The sequence below is a fragment of the Paenibacillus sp. FSL H8-0283 genome, assembly GCF_045040675.1.
Taxonomy (GTDB): domain Bacteria; phylum Bacillota; class Bacilli; order Paenibacillales; family Paenibacillaceae; genus Paenibacillus; species Paenibacillus amylolyticus.
The window spans coordinates 2,866,789-2,884,079 of sequence record NZ_CP150295.1; the positions used below are offsets into that span (position 1 = coordinate 2,866,789).

Genomic DNA, 17,291 nt, shown 5'->3' on the forward strand with positions numbered 1-17,291 from the left:
GAAGGATGCCTAATGGCATCATCAGTATCGAAGATGGAATTCATCCCATCTTCTTGGTATTGAAAACCGGTCTTTTTGAACACGTATTGTCAGTACTATAAGTATTGAAATTAGGAGGGAATATGTATGGAATGCAGGACAGGCTGTGCCGCATGTTGTATCGCGATTTCCATATCATCACCGATACCGGGCATGGCTCATGGCAAGCCGGCAGGTGTACGTTGTGTGCAACTTACGGATGATAATCGCTGCGGAATTTTTGGCCAAAAAGATCGTCCTGCGGTATGCAGTGGATTGCAAGCTGAGGAAGAGATGTGTGGTAGCACCGATCAGGAAGCATTTGATATTCTAACCTGGTTGGAGCAAGAAACTGCACCAAAGGTAATATGAGTAGGTTGTTTTAATGAATTGGGATAATTATACTTAATAGGGAAGAAGTTTGATTAGAGAGAGGAGACGCGAATACAATGGGGCTTGTTAAACGTTTTGTATTGGTTGTAGTGAATATGATCGGAGAGTTATGGATGGGGTTTTACCGACGTAACTCGGATTATTATGACCATCAGACTTCGGAGTCCAAAAGTAAGATTGGCTATTATGCATTTATTATTGGGGCAACAGTGGTTACGGTGGGCATTGTAGGCTGGATGTACAACCGAATTTATTCATAAGTAGTCATTATGCTTAAAATTGAATGAAGCCAAATGCTGAAGTTAAGTCTGTACAAATAAAAGAGAGTATCCGCAGGATGTGGCAACAAATGGATACTCTCTTTGGCATGGGATCAGACAAAATATGATCATTGAAGTGAGGGCTCTGCTTTCTTTTCTTTTAACATATGTACAAGAATCATCTTCAGTACGGAAGAGACGATGAAAAAGATAAACAGGATGCGGAACAATTGATACCCGGATACAACCGAAAGATCGGCATTCACTTCATGTGCCATGATACTCATCTGATCCATGCCGCCAGGGGCCATACTGAGTAGTGAGGTTGCCGCGGAGAGGGAGAACACATTCATTAACAGATAACTCAATCCAAGCGCACCAGCAATGAGAAGTACACTGCTAATCACGGCTAGGGTCACCGTCTGTGTCTTACGTTGCAACTGTTCCGGCTTGAGCATCAGTCCAACGTGACTGCCAATCATCAATTGCGATACGTTTAAGAGGGAGGTTGGCAGACTGGGCGTATGCATCGTTGTGCTTAATTGAACGACACACATGACAATCATGGGGCCAAGCATAAAGGCCGTCGGAAATCGGAGTTTGCGTGCAACCCATGCACCAGCTACACAGAGCGGAGCATAGACAAGAATCTCCGGGAAAAGGGAACCCCACGTTGTTACGTCAATGAACGGATGATCCAAACCTCCACCTGCGGTACCTCCAATCCACGGACTGAACAGTAGGAACGGAACACAGAAGACAATCATGATCAGCCGAGTCACCTGCAAAAAGGTAACTAGCGTCAGATTGATAGATTTCATTTCTTCTGCAAGGGACACCATCTGGGACAGTCCTCCTGGAATGCTGCCAACCAGCAGGGAGGGGAAGTCAAAGTCGGTTATCTTTGAAGCGATGTAGGCCGTAATTACACACAATCCGATTAACAGCAGGGTCATCAGAAGCATCATAGGAAGTTGTTGCAAAATGCCGTGCAGTGCCTCTTTTGTTAAGGTGAGTCCAATCGAATAACCTACAATCAGAATGCCATAGTCCCGAATGGAGGCAGGCCACATGAGGGGCCATTTGGCGACTTGGGAGCCAAGCAGCATAAATACCATTGGCCCGAGCAACCACGGGATTGGTGTATGAATGGCTGTGAACAGCAATCCGCCAAGAACAGAGACACCCAGACTAAGAAAAAACCGAAAGACAACGTGGGAACCAAGCTTGCGCATCAGTTCCATCCGTTTAGCCTACCGGTTGAATGAGGTGGTATGAGATTCAGGTATGCATTCAGGTTTAATGAAGGATTCATGTTCATGTGTGATCACTCCTGATGATGAGATACGTTGCGTTATCTGCGGAACAACCAGACTGCTACTGTTCAACTCATTAAGATCCTGCGAGAGCCGTAGCGGAAGGTTTGGGTTCTCTGAACATTACAAAGTACATCAGTGATGAAATAACATATAGACAGCCTGTGATGCTGAAAGTGATCGCGTAACCCCAATACGTTCCGTACGTGGTGACCAGATAGGATTGAACGGGTCCCATGGTCGCCCATCCAATCATGAACGAGGTCTGCATCAGTGAATTGGCAATGCCGCGGCGTTTGTCCGAGATCCGATCCACCAGTATCGCTGAATGAATGGGATTGGCTGCGTTCATCAATGCTTGTCTGAATAAGAAACTGAGCGAAGCGATGAACAACAGATTGGTGAAGCCTGTTAATAGAAGGAAGGGTAGCGACATGACCTGGAAAATGACAACGGCTCTTACGCTTCCGACCTTTGCCGCCAAGGTAGGACCAATCAGCATGGATACAATCGTCATAATCTGACCAAGTGCAATCAGTAAGCTCATGCCACTCAGAGAAACCGAGAACCGATTGGTGAAATACAGATTCAGATACGGTACAACCAGTCCGGAACCTAATCCAATTAACAACTGAGTCACTATAAACTGACCAATCAGTCGGGAATCTTTTTTCTTCGTGATCGAATCGTCCGTGCTTGGGGTAATCGTTGAACTTTCTTTTAGATCCGTATTGGGTTGAAGAACGGGTTGCGCCGGAATCGTGGTCTGCGGAGCAGCCTTGCCTTCGGTTACAAATAACAGTGGAATAAATGCAGCTAGTGTTGCTGCACCACCAACAAATAAAACCGTCTGCAATCCGGTCACTTTGGCGAGTCCTGCCGTATGTAACAAATCTGCGAATACGCCGCCACCCAGGCTACCAAGAACCTGGGAAGCGAGCACAAGAGATGAATAATAACTGAACATCTTCAGCCGCTGGCTTTTCTTGACGTTTTCCGCCAGATAAGGAATGGCCAGTACTTGGAACACCCCAGCGAAAAGGCCAGAGAATACCGCGAACCAGATCAGTCCTGTAGCCGAATAATCGAAGGAGCGTCCGATCAGAAAGATTCCGCTGAATAACGCCCCGGTAATGAGTAATCGCTTGCGGCTGAACAGATCACCGCATAGACCGATAGGAACAAACATAATGGCTGTTGCGAGTGATTGAATACTTACAATCTGGCCGTTCATTGTATCATTATAGCCCAGACCCTGAATGTACAGATTGTACAGGACAGAGAACATGCCATTTCCGATCTGATACAGAATGCTAGCCAGGAAAAACAGTTGAATATTGCGGGACCAGCCGCGAATTTCATCATTAATATGTTGTAAAACTCTCAAGTGGTTCCCCCCAGTCTGCCTGTGCAGTGATTCCAGTTTAACAGGAAAGGGGAATTTGCGGAAGAATTGACCACTGTTTATTTTGGTTCAGGGGCATCAATCACACGAGCAATGACGAATCCATCGTAACCTTTGCTACCGACCGTTTGCAGTGCTGTAGCTTCAAGTCGAGGGTGATCCGCGATCAACTGCAGGAATGATCGAACGCCCTGAACTCTGGGGTCTGTGCTGTCTGTGCGGATCACTTCACCGTCCCTGACGATATTATCACCAATAATAAGACTCCCCGTCCGAGTCAGTCGCAGGGCCCATCTCAGATAATCGGGATTACTTGGTTTGTCAGCATCGATGAAGATCATATCAAACGGTTCCCTGTATTCTTCCTGAACATCGGGAAGGGTGGTTAGGGCAGGACCAACTCTCAGGTCAACCTTGTGCATCAGTCCTGCTCGTGTGAGATTGGCTCGGGCCAAGTCTGCATGATGTGATTCCGATTCCAGTGAGACGATGCGTCCGTGTTCAGGCAGCGCTCTTGCCATCCAGATGGTACTGTATCCACCCAATGTGCCTATTTCAAGTACACGGGATGCGCCTTGGATTTGCAGCAGGAGCTGAAGTAACTTTCCTTGATTTGGTGTTACGTCATGAGCAGGGAGTCCAGCTTCGGCATTGCTTTGCAGTGTATGTTCCAGCAGGGAATCTGATGGAATCAGCAGATCATTCATGTAGTCGTCGACTTGAGTCCAGGTATGCTGTAGGTTCGTCGTATTTATATTTTTCATGTTCACATGTTCCTTTCCTTGTTCCTTGTATTGGATTTCATATTTCAACTATAAATGGAGCAGATATATAAATAAAATATATATTATGTATGATAATATAACTTTAGATTATGTAATTTGACGTGGAAGAGGTGTAAACATGAATCTGCATGGATTACGATTATTTCATGCCATCGTGAGATATGGCGGGGTCACTCGTGCCGCAGAGGAACTAAATATTAGTCAACCTGCGGTATCTTCTCAGGTGAAGAAGTTTGAACGTGAATTGGGAATCCAGCTTTTTGTTTCGGAGGGAAGAAGACTAGTGCTTACGGATGCGGGGATACAGTTGACAGGTTATGCGGAACGTCTGTTCATGCTGGAGCAGGATGTCGAGAATTTTGTGCAGGATTTTCGGGAGGGCAAGAAAGGACTGATCCGTCTTACGGCAACCTACTTGCCTTCAAATTTTCTGTTGCCGGGCTGGATTGCGCGGTTTAAGCAAATGCACGAGGATGTGGAGATTGTTGTGAGCACAACCAACACCCGGATGGCTTTTGACCAATTACTTCGTTATGAGGCAGAGATTGCAGTGTATGGTGGAAGTGGCATTACACATGCAGGTGTCCAATGGGATGAATTGTTTGACGATGAGATGTGGTTTGTTGTGCACCCTGACCATCCGTATGCGGGCAAAGAAATCGAGCTACATGAGATGATGGCAGAACCGTTCATCATGCGCGAAGAAGGCAGTGCCACGCGTGAGCGACTCGTTTCCCTTTGCACAACAAATAACCTGGCCGCTCCCCGCATTGCGCTTCAGTTCAACGGGCTGAACGAAACGATTAGTGCGGTGAAGGCAGGTTATGGGGCCAACTTTATATCTTCTTTGGTTGTGAACGAAGATGTGCAGCAAGGCAGGCTGGCACGTGTGTTTGTTCGAGGTGTACAGCTGAGAAATACGGTTGCCGTATGTACACGAGCCGGGGAGGTATTATCACCTGCTGCACAGCATCTGGTCAAGCTTATCCGCCAAGAAGCTGCTTTGATGAAATAAATAGCGTGATTGTACTTAAAATAACTTAAAGTCCATATTCAAAAAGACCAGTTTTCAGTATCCTAAAGCGGACTTTTGAACAGCCACTTGAACATGGACAGGTTACTTCTTCTACTATTCACTTTTATTAACTTTCGCTTTGTTGTGAAGTTCCCCATGCATGTAATCGGGCGTATAGGGTTACGCCGCCAATGATCAGGACAGGAATCCAGACTGCAATCATGGGCACACGGTGGAATAACAATGCGGCTGCAATGACGCCGATCAAATAGATGACAACAGCACCTGCACGAAGGTAGGAATCTGTGGACAAGGCTTTGGTTAACGATCGGATATTGGCATGTCGCAGCTTTTTGAGGATGTTTACGGTATCCTCAACCACAGCGGCCAAATTATTGGTGAGCACGGTTGTTGAGATGCCAGCAATGCCAATGCGGCGTGCCGCAGTTGTTTGCATCCCCATTGCAACGGCTAGGATGACAATTAACAGATAGGACAGTTGTTCTGAAAATGGACTAATCATGGCGATCGCGAACAGCAGGAGCAATATGCTTTCAACAGTAAATACAGCTGTGACCTTAGAAGACCAGCCATTTTTGGTCTGCACAGGTCCAACCATATGTGCTGCAATGGCATTGCCGGCAATAAAACCGATGAGAGCAAGCAATGACCGCAGCACGACAAATTCCTGAGCACGGGCAATGGCAATACCCAACAAAACAATATTTCCCGTCATATTGGCTGTGAGCACATGCCCCAGTCCCAGATATCCGATCAGGTCCACCATTCCGGCAGACATACAGAGAAGCAACATGGCGTATTTTTGGAGGGTGCTTTGATTCATCCTATCCGTCCTTTCAAAAAACGTAGCCCCTCCAGTATACAGCCATAACCCATGCATCTTCAAAATGAAATTCATCGCGCAAGACTTAAGGTGCAGCGAGCCAATCAAACATATTGATAACCGCTGACTGATGTATTTTCTCGTGAAAATGATGATCCTGCCCGCCATAAGCGTGAAATGTGACGTCTGCACCTCGCCGCTTAAGCCAGTGATACATTCGGGTTCCGTGACTATAATTCACTTGTGTATCTGATGTACCATGCATGATTAGCACGGGACAAGATAGTTTGTTCGCTTTCGACAAGGGAGAACGGGCGAGATAAGCTTCTGGAACCGTGCGTGGGGAACCACCTAGCACCCGTTTCAATGTGCGCCTCAGGTCGGTTCGCTCATGGTAAGTGCGTTCCACATCGGCGACACCGCTCCAAAGAATTAACTTATGTACTCTGTCCGGTCCCTCATTATAGGTCGTTGCGGTATGTACAGCATTAATGGCCCCACGGGAGAACCCCATTAACGATATCCGAGTCGGATCGACAAAGGGTAAACGCTGTATCAACCGGTAAGCGGCATGCACATCTTCGGCATCTTTCCCGCCATACTCGTCACGGCCCTCACCTCCTTCGTTGCCACGATAGGATGGGGCGAACACGATATAACCTTTATGTACAAATTGCTCAAGCCAAACGGTATTTACCCCGCCATAGCTACCAAGTCCGCCGCGGCAATAGATCAAAACCGGCCACTGTTCCGGTAAGTTATCCGTATCATGTATTGTTGCAGCAGGGTAATGGCTGGCGAGCGGTTGCAGATGAAGATGTAGAGGCTTATGTATGGAAGCGAAGTCTGGAAAGGCAGAGGAGATAGAGCCGGGATGAGAAGTTTCATATGTTTTGATATCAGGTAATGAACAACCTTGTGGCAGGTATAAATAAGCTTTAACCCGAAGTGTATCGGATGAATACGTCACTTGATAGAGCAGGAAAATCCACCTCTTTTATTAATATTTGCGGGCCAAATGAAAGGGATGCTTCTATAGGATGCGCGTAAAATAAGTTCCCATACCTTCCAGGCTGAATCGCCAGCCCAAATGTGAGAAATTCGTTTATTGGCTCCATATGATTTATAATGGTTCAGGAGACATGTGGATTGACCGCTTGTTCTCATATTCATAAAACTAATTTTAGTGTGCAGAAAGAAAGGGAGAAAGCCATGATGAACGCTCCACATCCAATTGATCAATTCAAGAAATTCAAATATGAAATTACCAGATTTATGATGATCTATAAATTTGCTCTGGATCAAATGGAGACCAAGATTGAAGTCCTGAAGGAAGAATTCCAGTCTTTGCATGATTACAGTCCAATTGAGCATACAAAGTCCAGACTGAAATCTCCTGAGAGCATTATGAACAAGATGTTCCGCAAAAATCATGAGTTAACGTTTGAGAGCATTAAGCAAAATATCAAGGATATCGCCGGGGTACGGATTACATGTTCCTTTATCTCGGATATCTATCGCATTAAGGATATGCTGTGCAACCAGAGTGATCTGCGTGTACTGGAGGTCAAAGACTACATCGAGAATCCAAAGCCAAACGGCTACCAAAGCCTTCACCTTCTGGTGGAAGTGCCTGTGTACATGTCCAATGGTGAGGAACGAGCATGTGTGGAGATCCAGATCCGTACAATCGCGATGGATTTCTGGGCGAGTCTGGAGCATAAGATTTTTTATAAATACAATAAGGATGTTCCCGAGCATTTGACGAGAGAGTTAAAGAGTGCGGCAGATTCGGCAAATGCGCTGGATCAACAGATGGAGCGACTTCACCGGGAAATTCAGGAGATTAAGGACGCCGATAATGAGCGGGATGAAGAAGAACTGCGCCGTATTATTATTAACAATCAACAGTTCACACTGCCGTCCAACCTGCTCAAGCTGCTGGGTAGCGGGGAGTAGTATTTGATGAAAAGTACAACAGCTTCATTGAACACAAACTCCACATCTCGTGTACGAATGGCTTTAATTCTGGGGACATTGTCGGCCTTCGGGCCGTTGTCCCTAGATATGTATTTACCCGCATTGCCCACGCTGGCTGATGAGTTTGGTTCATCTACATCGTATGCTCAACTCAGTCTGACGGCGTGTATGATTGGACTTGCGGTTGGACAGTTGCTTGCTGGACCTCTAAGTGATGTGCGTGGTCGGCGAACACCGCTCATTGCAGGGCTTGTGCTCTATACGATCGCCTCCATACTTTGCCTGGTTAGCCCGACGATGGGCTCTTTTGTTGTGCTGCGGTTCATTCAAGGTGTAGCTGGAGCGGCAGGGATTGTCATCTCGCGCGCAATCGTCAGAGACGTATATTCGGGCCCGGAACTGACACGGTTCTTCTCTCTGTTAATGCTGATTAACGGCGTAGCCCCGATTGCTGCACCAATCATTGGTGGACAATTGTTGACGTATACATCGTGGCGCGGCGTATTTATTTTGCTTAGCCTCATCGGTATACTGACGTTGTTGGCTGTCATTTTCGGTCTTGGAGAGACATTACCTTCCAATCGCAGATCAAGCGGAGGATTGAAGCAGACATTACTTACGTTTCGCCAAATCGCGGGGGATCGTCAGTTTATGGGTTATGCGTTAACCCAAGGGTTTGTAGCTGCTGGCATGTTTGCGTACATATCAGGTTCACCGTTTGTGCTTCAGAAAATATACGGGGTATCCCCGCAAATGTTCAGTGTATGCTTCGCCATTAACGGGTTAGGCATTATTCTGGCCAGTCAGATTGCCGGTAGACTTGCAGGAAAGGTATCAGAGAATCGCCTGTTAATCGCGGGGCTGCTAACCGCGGCGCTCGGAGGAACTTCATTGCTCATCGCCATTCTGGCTGGAGGTAATCTAATCTCTGTACTGATTCCGCTATTTTTGGTGGTATCCAGTGTTGGGTTGGTCAATACCGCGTCCTTCGCTTTGGCGATGGCCAATCAGGAGAAATCGGCAGGCAGTGCGTCTGCGCTAATTGGTGTGATGACGTTCCTGTTCGGAGGTATTGTCGCTCCCCTCGTAGGTCTCGGGGGAGAAGGAACAGCCGTGCCAATGGGAATCGTTATCGCGTGTGCTGATCTCGGTGCCTTGGTGATTTACTTCCTAATGGTCAGTAGAGGCGGGAAGCGCCAGAACGATCAAGTGTTGAGTTAAAGGTACTGATTCTGTACACCTTGCGTTTATGGAGTCTTAGTAATGTAAAGGTACATCTGGATAAAAGGACGAAAAAGAGCCTCACTTGGAAGGAATTATGCTTCCAAGTGGGGCTCTTGCTGTAGGTAAGGAGAGGTTTAGCAGAGCGCAAACAAAATCTGTGTATTGGACAGTATACCTGGCGTGAGGAATGGATAGAAGTACCCCACCACAAAACCAAACAGATTAATTGCAGGCCACATCAGGTAGACATCATTGTATGTGAAGACAAGGGACCACCGGTTATAGCAAAAGTTGGGCAGCGCACGTTCTTCGTTATCTCGTGGTGCCGCTGCACCAGTCTGTGCAAATTGCACAGCTTGAGTGAGACTTTGCGGCTGTTGCTGGAGGAAAAGCGGAAGCAGACCCGGGCTGCTTTTGATCAGGTTATACAGAAAAAGCATTTCTGCCGGAGGCTGACCTACCGGACGAGGATAGGCACTAAGTAGGGTGGGCAGGTTGCCTTGAGTCAGTTGCGCAGGTACGCCCGGTGCTGTACCCGGAATTGTACCTGGAATGCCTCCAGGGATATATGGACCGGGTCCTCCGCTTGGAATGTATGGAGGATAGGCGCCTTGACCGCCAGGGATACCAGGAAACGTCGGACCACCCGGTGTGCCGCCACCGCCACCTCCTGGGAACAGTGGAGGCAATTGAAAGGAACGGTCTTCTCCATAACTTAGATAAGGGTTATATTCGTAATACATGTACAGAACATCCTTCCTGTCGTCGTATTCTGCATTCAGCATATGGCGGCATCCGCCTATAGGTGAATGCCGTCAAGAAGATTTTAAATGATCTATATAGTTGAACTAATCATTTACACCAAACGGAGAAGATAAAAAAAACCTGAAAAAGCGAAGCGCTCGCATTTATCACCGGATTTTCCCTTAGAGAAAGGGGAATCGAAAAAATCTGGGGATAACAGCGATTGGAAGGTTGTTCTATCATCGTAGTGTCAGTGTAAATAAATTTTAGTTCAACTGTATAGCGCAGAATATAATCGAATTGACAACTGAACTGATAACAATTATCATTGTCAATGGAATCAGACAAATGTACATACGGATATTATATGTATCAATAATAGTGTCAATATTTTTGAACATTGAAATCTGTCACAATAACGCCGAATAAGGTTTTTATAATGAATTGAAAGGGGATATATCAAGTGTTTAAGAGAAATAAAAAGATGATCATGCTTCTAATGACGGTGATGGTTATGTCCATCTGGTTGGCCGCGTGTGGAGCGAAGCCTGCAGAGAATGGAGCAGCAGGATTGAACGATACAAAAACGGAGACTGAGACACAAACAGAAGCTGCTACAGAGCGCACATTAACAGATGCAATGGGACACGAAGTAACAATTCCCGCAAATCCGGAGCGCATTATCGCTTCTTATCTGGAAGACCATCTTGTTACACTCGGTGTTAAGCCAGCAGCACAATGGGCCATCAACAACGGCAGTGGTTTGCAGGATTATCTGCAAACCGATCTGAATGGTATACCTGGTATTGCAAGTGATCTACCTTTTGAAGCCATGGCCAGTTTCTCACCAGACCTGATTATTATGGGTTCTGAAAGTACAGTGGAAGGGGAGAAATACGAACAGTACAACAAAATTGCCCCTACTTATGTACTCGGAGATGAGGTCAACAAGGACTCGCGTCAGGCTCTGCTCAAGATCGGCGAGCTTCTGAACAAATCGGATGTAGCGCAGAAGGCGCTTGACGATTATGATGCCAAGGCAAAGGAAATCAAAGAAAAAGTAACTGCTGTTACTGGAGGAACAAAGTCGGCCGCAGCGTTGTGGTTGTTCAATAACAAGTTTTATGTTGTAAGCAACAATGTTTCCAGTGGTGAAGTGATGTACAACGAACTTGGACTTGCAGAGCCTAATGTTGTGAAGGAAGCATCTGCGAAGGCAACGGGTAACTGGTCTGAGATTTCATTGGAGAAGATCGCGGAAATGGACACAGACTATCTATTCCTGGTGAACAGTGACAAGGGAGCAGGCTCAGAAGCGCTGAAAGATGCCGTATGGCAGAGCATTCCTGCTGTAAAGACAGGTAATGTCTTTGAATTCACCCGGTCCAGTAGCTGGTTGTACAGCGGAGTTCAAGCGAACCTTCAAATTATGGAAGACATTCTGAACAGCATTGTTAAATAAGAAATAGTCGGTATGAAAAAGCATGTTCGTACTTCCTGGTGCAATCGCACCAGGGAGTTTTTTTGTTAATTCAGCATTTTACGTTATATAATAAATATGAGTGTGTTATCGTGTCCTGAAGTGAAATTGACACTTGTTACACGAGCATGGAAGGGGATATTTACATATGTATACATTGGATCCGCGTGAAATAACGGGAAGAGACAACTATAAACTGATGAGTGGTTCGGTGGTACCACGTCCAATTGCTTTTGTGACGACACTTTCAGATAAGAATGGTGTAATTAATGCAGCGCCTTTTAGTTTCTTTAATGTGGTTAGTTCGGACCCGCCGCTGTTATCCATATCTATTGCACGTAAAGACGGTATCATGAAAGATACTGCACGAAATGTGCTTGCTCATCAAGAACTGGTCGTGCATATCTGTGATGAAGCAATCATAACAGAAGTGAATGAGACAGCAGCCATACTGGAACCCCACGAAAGTGAGCTTGAGCGGACAAAACTGACTACAGTGCCAAGTACCAAGGTTGCTGTGCCAGGAATTCAGGAAGCACTCATTCGGATGGAGTGTGAGCTGTATCAACACATTCCGATCACGAATGATGAGGGCAAACCAGTGAGTGACCTGCTGCTGGTACGCATTGTACAGTATCATTTCAGTGAACAAGTCTACAATCCGGACAAGGGCTATATCCTGATGGACCATTTGAAACCAGTAAGTCGACTGGCAGGTAATGATTATGCCAAGCTTGGGGAGAGATTCACGATAATTCGGCCTGAATAGTTCTGACAGATCGAATATGTAATATAGGAACGGGTTTAATCCGGTATCAAAGGCGGACAGCACGTGCGAAACTCGCATAAGTTGTCCGCCTTTGCTTGTTAATATGAACATAAACAGGACAGGTAGTGAATAGACTTGTACTATATCCTGCACACATGTCATATGAACCTATTTTATATATAGGTTGTTTAAAAAGCCTACTTTTGAACACGTACTATAAGGGGGTTAAGCCGATGAACCAGCTTGAGGCAAATACTGGGGCAAGTATTATGGGAATAGGAACGGCGTGGCCTGCCCACCGTATTGAGCAAAAGGATGTGTCTGCCCGTCTCGCGCAAGCGCTGGAACATGAGCCGGATGCGAGAAGGTGGGCCAAACGAATCTTTAATCAGTGCGGTGTGGAGACTCGGTATACGTGTGAACCGAATCTGCTTGAGCCTGTTGATTCTTGCCGATATTTACCCTTTACCAATGCGGACGAGGTTCCGACTACATCCGAGCGTATGGGCAAATACAAAGCTGCTGCTGTTCCACTTGGTCTCGAGGCGGCCGGACAGGCCATTCAGGATGCAGACGTAACCTCCTCGGAAATTACACATCTCATTACGGTGAGTTGCACGGGGCAATTCCTGCCCGGACTTGATGTTCGGCTGATCCAACAGCTTGAACTGTCACCGCAGATCAACCGGATTCCACTGGTGTTTCAAGGATGTGCAGCCGGTCTGAAGGCGATCCAACTGGCGAATTCCATTGTAACGACAGATCAGAAGGCTACGGTTCTCATCGTGTGTGTGGAACTATGTACACTTCACTTTCAGCCATCTGCCAAACGGGACGACCTGTATGCTGCATCTTTCTTCGGAGACGGTGCCTCTGCCTGTGTTATTGGTGGGTCCGGTACAGACCGCAATGAATGTTTTCGACTAGGCCGAGGGCACTCAACGCTGCTCCCGGATTGTGCAGAAGAAATGATCTGGGAAGTCGGCAATACAGGCTTTGATCTCTACCTGTCACCACAGATTCCGAAGCTGCTTGGTTTGCATCTCGGTCCAGAGGTAGAACGGTTGCTAGAGGGGAGCGGTTTACCGGAAATATGGGCGATCCATCCGGGAGGCAGAGGCATCGTGGATGCCGTTCAGAAGCTGTATCAGTTGACAGATGAGCAGGTCTCCTACAGCCGAAACATCCTGCGGGATTATGGCAACCTGTCGTCCGTGACGATTCTTTTTGTTCTTCAAGCCATCCGCGAGGATTACAGACAGAAGGAAGAGCATTCCAGTGGGATAGCGCTGGCCTTTGGCCCGGGACTGACAGCAGAGTTACTTCCTTTTACATACATCCCTGCCCCCATAGCGAACAGAACACCTGTGAATCATGGCATCCAATAGTTCGCGGACCCGAGTGAAGGAGATATACACCGCAAGTGTATGAATGTGCTTATGATCTTACCCTTACCGATGAATATAATCGAATGACTAATCTGATCGCAGAGGAGCTTAGGTATGGGTTATCGCAGACTTGCTGCCTTCATCAGCCGATATCCGCGGTTCATTATTCTCTGCTGGGTATTTATCATCGGGATGTCAACGGTCTGGGCGTGGAAGTTACCTGACATTGTTCAGGATCACGGATTAAAACGGGTTCACGGGGATGCGCAAGCGGTTGAACTTGTTCTGGAGGATGAATTCGGATCTCCCGCTGATCCGGTTATTCTGGTGTTTGAGAAAAAGGAAAATACCTCGCCGTTACAGTTCAGGCAGTGGATCAAGGATCGTTTGACACAGGTTCAAGTGTTGCCTGCGGTAACCTCTATCACGTCCCCTTTGGATGCTAGCGAAAGGGTGACGCTTAAAGACCATAGGGCATATTCCCTTGTGAAAATGGATGTGCCCGCGCATCAGATGGGTCCCCCACTGGAGCAGCTACGCGCCGTGCTGGAAACAGACGGTCCAGGTACGGTGCAATTGACGGGGAAGGCAGTCGTGCAGCAGGATGTCAATCATCTGAGCTTTCGTGATCTGGAACGGGCAGAGATGGTGGGCCTACCGATTGCCCTGATCGTTTTGTGTTTTGCATTCAGGGGGCTATATGCCGCGTTGATTGCTGTCATGATGGGGATCAGTGCTGTGATTACTGCGATGGGAGTCACGTCACTCCTTGGTTATCATCTGGAAATGTCCAACTTTATCATTAATGTGATTCCCATGGTGGGCATGGCACTGAGTATAGACTTTGCCCTGATCATCCTGAGCAGGTACAGGGAAGAAGTTCAGCGGGCCTATGAAGATGAAGGCGAAGTTAACTTTACAGGCAGCAGTCTGGATATGCAGAGCGAGGTTCTTCGGAGCGAGATTCTTCAGCGAACATTGCGTACAGCAGGCAGAGCGGTGTTATTCTCGGCAGCCTGCGTGCTCCTTGGGCTACTGGGTCTGCTCTGGATCAGACTGCCGATGTTTCTGAGTGTCTCCTTGGGTGCCATTATTGTTCTGCTCCTATCGCTACTGTTAAATGTTACGCTGCTGCCAGCTCTGCTGTCACTGTCTGCGGGTCGGGTCTTCAGGCGAAAGTTAGTCCATTCGTTACCCAGAAGCTCGGTCTGGCATAGATGGTCTGCAATGGTTATGAAACGACCAGTCAGTATGGCCATTGGAGGTACGGTTGTGCTGCTCCTGTGTGTTTATCCAGTGACACGGCTGGAACTGTCCGTCCCGGATGCCTCTTCACTGCCAGAGAGAATGGAGTCCCGCCAGGCAGCCGAGCAGTTGCAACATGATTTGGGGCAAAAGAGTACCTCCGCCATCGAGATCCTGATTGGCGGACAGCAGGAACTGTTGACTGCCTCTCACTGGCAGTTGGCCCACAACAAAGCCCGTCAACTACTGCAGGACTCAGACGTATTGAGCATTGTTTCACCATGGGGCCTATTACAGCCGAATCAAAATGGCTCGCAGAGCCTTTTTCAAATTCCACCGTCCTTATTGACTCCTTCCATAGAAGGCAAGGAGTCAACCAGGACGGCATGGCTGCGTTCAACGGTCTCTGATCATTCCATACGCTTAATAGCCGCCGTGCACGGGGAGCCTGGGTCGGAACAGGTTGCAGACTGGCTGGAACGAATAAGGAATAGCGATCATGCACCAGGTTTCAATAACGTAAAACTACGTTATGGTGGGGAAGCTGCCAAGCAGTATGAAATAATGCAGGAAGTCACAAGTCAACTGCCCAAAGTGCTGGTATTTGTAGTGGTCACCAATTATCTTGTGTTACTGGCGGCATTCCGATCGATGCTCATTCCAATTAAGGCAATTCTGATGAATCTGCTCAGCTTAGCCGCTTCATTTGGCATATTGGTGTGGGTGTTCAATGAAGGACATCTAGGTATGGAGCCGTCAGCCATTGCCATTATGATTCCTGTATTCATTGCAGGATTGGTGTTTGGCATATCCATGGATTATGGTGTGTTTATGCTGAGCCGTATTCAGGAAGTGTATAGACGAACCGGAGACAGTGATGTGGCTGTCCAACAGGGATTGGCTTCTACAGGTCGTCTGGTCACCTCCGCAGCGGCCATTCTGCTTGCGGTGACCGTGCCGTTTGCCTTTGCTGAAGTCGCAGGTGTGAGGCAGTTAGGGATCGGAATCACGGCAGCGGTGTTGATTGACGTTACATTAATCCGTCTAATACTGGTACCTGCATTGATGAAATTAATGGGCAGGTGGAACTGGTGGCTGCCAGGTCAGATGAAATGAAGGGTATTTCCGTAACCTGTCTTCCGGTTGGAGATATCCTTTTTTTGGCTAGAAATCGTGTGATTCTATTCAAAACAGGCAAACATGTTCAATTCATGGGTGACATAGATGTTCTATAATGGATGGAATTAATTCCATATCACAGTCTTATATCTACGTTATCCTATGAAAAACAGGAGGGACACAGGCCCATGTCTGATATTGAAGCCTATCTACAACAACAAACGAATCTTCGTGGTCGTTCCGCGTATCATGCAGATCAACCCCTGGAGTTATGGCGCAGTCAGTTACGTACACGTGTGAAAGAACGGCTGGGAGGTTTTCCCACGATGGCGGCAGCACTGAATCCTGTCTTACTGGAGCGCATTACATGTGACGGATATATTCGGGAGCGGATTGAAATCACGACCTATGCAGGACTTCGCATGCCAGTGTATTTATTAATTCCGGGTGATGGAAGCATTACCGAAAACAAGAGACCTGCTATCGTTGCTTGTCATGGGCATGGCTACGGTAGCCGAGAGATATCGGGTATGGAACCGGATGGGTCACTACGGACAGGCGAGCCCGGATTACACAAGGACTTTGCAGTAGCTCTTGTGAAGCGTGGTTATGTGGTTGCGGCTCCAGAGTTGCTCGGATTTGGTGATCGAAGACTGGAAGAGGACCGCGATGCGCCACCAGGGGTAAGCTCCTGTACGAAGATTGCTGCGCATCTGCTCATGGTGGGGAAGACCCTCGCCGGTCATAGGGTGTATGAAACAACACGTGTATTGGATTATGTATCGACTCGGCCAGAAGTGGATTTGGAGCGAATTGGAAGCATGGGTATCTCGGGCGGTGGGCTGGTGACCGCATTTACAGCCGCGTTGGATGAACGGTTCAGGGCAACTGTGGTAAGCGGTTATGCAAATACATTCCAGGGTAGCATATTGGATCGGAACCATTGTCTCGACAACTATGTGCCAGGTATCCTGCGTGAAGCGGAGTTGCCGGATCTCATCGGCCTGATTGTGCCTAGGCCACTTTTTATTGAAGCTGGAAGTGATGATCAGGTGTTCCCAATCTATGCAGCGAGAGAGGCGTATGCCCGTTTGACACACATATATGAGCAGGCGGGAGCAGCAGAATCACTGGATGCGGATTTCTTTACCGGTGGACATGAGATTAGCGGAGCGAAGGCTTATGGCTGGCTTGATCAAGTTCTGTGAAGCTGTGGATCTTCAACTAATATAATTCTGATTCGAGAGGAGAAATTAGTGATGAAATGGTCAATATCGGTTAAGCTTCTGCTCTGTTTTGTTCTGTT

General features: G+C 47.4%; 16 protein-coding genes. 10 read left to right on the forward strand and 6 right to left on the reverse strand.

Features of this window, described 5'->3' with window-relative positions; translation table 11 throughout:
- Window positions 1-126: 126 nt before the first annotated feature.
- Together MHI52_RS13120 and MHI52_RS13125 are read left to right on the forward strand one after the other, a co-directional pair.
- The gene (locus MHI52_RS13120) at window positions 127-390 is read left to right on the forward strand and encodes a YkgJ family cysteine cluster protein (protein ID WP_017688873.1); all 264 of its coding nucleotides are present in this window, start codon (window positions 127-129) and stop codon (window positions 388-390) included.
- 77 nt (window positions 391-467) lie between these two features.
- Window positions 468-671, forward strand: coding sequence for a hypothetical protein (locus tag MHI52_RS13125; RefSeq protein ID WP_017688872.1), 204 nt, complete (start codon window positions 468-470; stop codon window positions 669-671).
- Between the two features lie 128 nt (window positions 672-799).
- Here MHI52_RS13125 and MHI52_RS13130 read toward each other — a convergent pair whose 3' ends face one another.
- The 3 genes from MHI52_RS13130 to MHI52_RS13140 form a co-directional block, all read right to left on the reverse strand.
- Window positions 800-1,915: an AbrB family transcriptional regulator gene (locus tag MHI52_RS13130; RefSeq protein ID WP_405159157.1), complete on the reverse strand. Its 1,116-nt coding sequence runs from the start codon at window positions 1,913-1,915 to the stop codon at window positions 800-802.
- Window positions 1,916-2,063: 148 nt separating this feature from the next.
- A complete protein-coding gene (locus tag MHI52_RS13135; protein ID WP_282321683.1) occupies window positions 2,064-3,374 on the reverse strand; it encodes an MFS transporter in 1,311 nt (436 codons plus the stop codon).
- Window positions 3,375-3,451: 77 nt separating this feature from the next.
- Entirely contained in the window at window positions 3,452-4,156 is a 705-nt protein-coding gene (locus MHI52_RS13140; RefSeq protein ID WP_101313936.1) for an O-methyltransferase, read from the reverse strand.
- A gap of 139 nt (window positions 4,157-4,295) precedes the next feature.
- Between MHI52_RS13140 and MHI52_RS13145 the strand changes: the two genes are divergently transcribed.
- Window positions 4,296-5,192 (forward strand): LysR family transcriptional regulator, encoded by an 897-nt coding sequence (locus tag MHI52_RS13145; RefSeq protein WP_036608744.1) that lies wholly within the window; start codon window positions 4,296-4,298, stop codon window positions 5,190-5,192.
- Between the two features lie 127 nt (window positions 5,193-5,319).
- On the opposite strand, the gene MHI52_RS13150 is transcribed toward MHI52_RS13145, so the two are convergent.
- Together MHI52_RS13150 and MHI52_RS13155 are read right to left on the reverse strand one after the other, a co-directional pair.
- On the reverse strand, window positions 5,320-6,036 hold the full coding sequence (locus MHI52_RS13150) for a YoaK family protein (RefSeq protein WP_047842669.1): 717 nt from the start codon (window positions 6,034-6,036) through the stop codon (window positions 5,320-5,322).
- A gap of 85 nt (window positions 6,037-6,121) precedes the next feature.
- Complete coding sequence (locus tag MHI52_RS13155) at window positions 6,122-7,006, reverse strand: S9 family peptidase (RefSeq protein ID WP_101313938.1); 885 nt, start codon at window positions 7,004-7,006, stop codon at window positions 6,122-6,124.
- 245 nt (window positions 7,007-7,251) lie between these two features.
- Here MHI52_RS13155 and MHI52_RS13160 point away from each other — a divergent pair, with 245 nt between their 5' ends.
- Both MHI52_RS13160 and MHI52_RS13165 read left to right on the forward strand, forming a co-directional pair.
- On the forward strand, window positions 7,252-7,995 hold the full coding sequence (locus MHI52_RS13160) for a GTP pyrophosphokinase family protein (protein WP_036608962.1): 744 nt from the start codon (window positions 7,252-7,254) through the stop codon (window positions 7,993-7,995).
- Between the two features lie 6 nt (window positions 7,996-8,001).
- A complete protein-coding gene (locus MHI52_RS13165) occupies window positions 8,002-9,237 on the forward strand; it encodes a multidrug effflux MFS transporter (protein WP_101313939.1) in 1,236 nt (411 codons plus the stop codon).
- 137 nt (window positions 9,238-9,374) lie between these two features.
- On the opposite strand, the gene MHI52_RS13170 is transcribed toward MHI52_RS13165, so the two are convergent.
- A complete protein-coding gene (locus MHI52_RS13170) occupies window positions 9,375-10,025 on the reverse strand; it encodes a hypothetical protein (RefSeq protein WP_180361767.1) in 651 nt (216 codons plus the stop codon).
- Between the two features lie 422 nt (window positions 10,026-10,447).
- Here MHI52_RS13170 and MHI52_RS13175 point away from each other — a divergent pair, with 422 nt between their 5' ends.
- The 5 genes from MHI52_RS13175 to MHI52_RS13195 all read left to right on the forward strand — a co-directional run bounded on the left by MHI52_RS13175 (window position 10,448) and on the right by MHI52_RS13195 (window position 17,193).
- Complete coding sequence (locus tag MHI52_RS13175; protein WP_101313941.1) at window positions 10,448-11,446, forward strand: ABC transporter substrate-binding protein; 999 nt, start codon at window positions 10,448-10,450, stop codon at window positions 11,444-11,446.
- Window positions 11,447-11,612: 166 nt separating this feature from the next.
- A complete protein-coding gene (locus tag MHI52_RS13180; RefSeq protein ID WP_036608732.1) occupies window positions 11,613-12,233 on the forward strand; it encodes a flavin reductase family protein in 621 nt (206 codons plus the stop codon).
- Between the two features lie 233 nt (window positions 12,234-12,466).
- Window positions 12,467-13,621, forward strand: a complete 1,155-nt coding sequence (locus MHI52_RS13185) for a type III polyketide synthase (protein WP_405159158.1) — start codon at window positions 12,467-12,469, stop codon at window positions 13,619-13,621.
- A gap of 114 nt (window positions 13,622-13,735) precedes the next feature.
- Window positions 13,736-15,982, forward strand: a complete 2,247-nt coding sequence (locus MHI52_RS13190; protein ID WP_405159159.1) for an MMPL family transporter — start codon at window positions 13,736-13,738, stop codon at window positions 15,980-15,982.
- Between the two features lie 191 nt (window positions 15,983-16,173).
- The gene (locus MHI52_RS13195) at window positions 16,174-17,193 is read left to right on the forward strand and encodes a dienelactone hydrolase family protein (protein ID WP_101313944.1); all 1,020 of its coding nucleotides are present in this window, start codon (window positions 16,174-16,176) and stop codon (window positions 17,191-17,193) included.
- The last annotated feature ends 98 nt before the right edge of the window (window positions 17,194-17,291 follow it).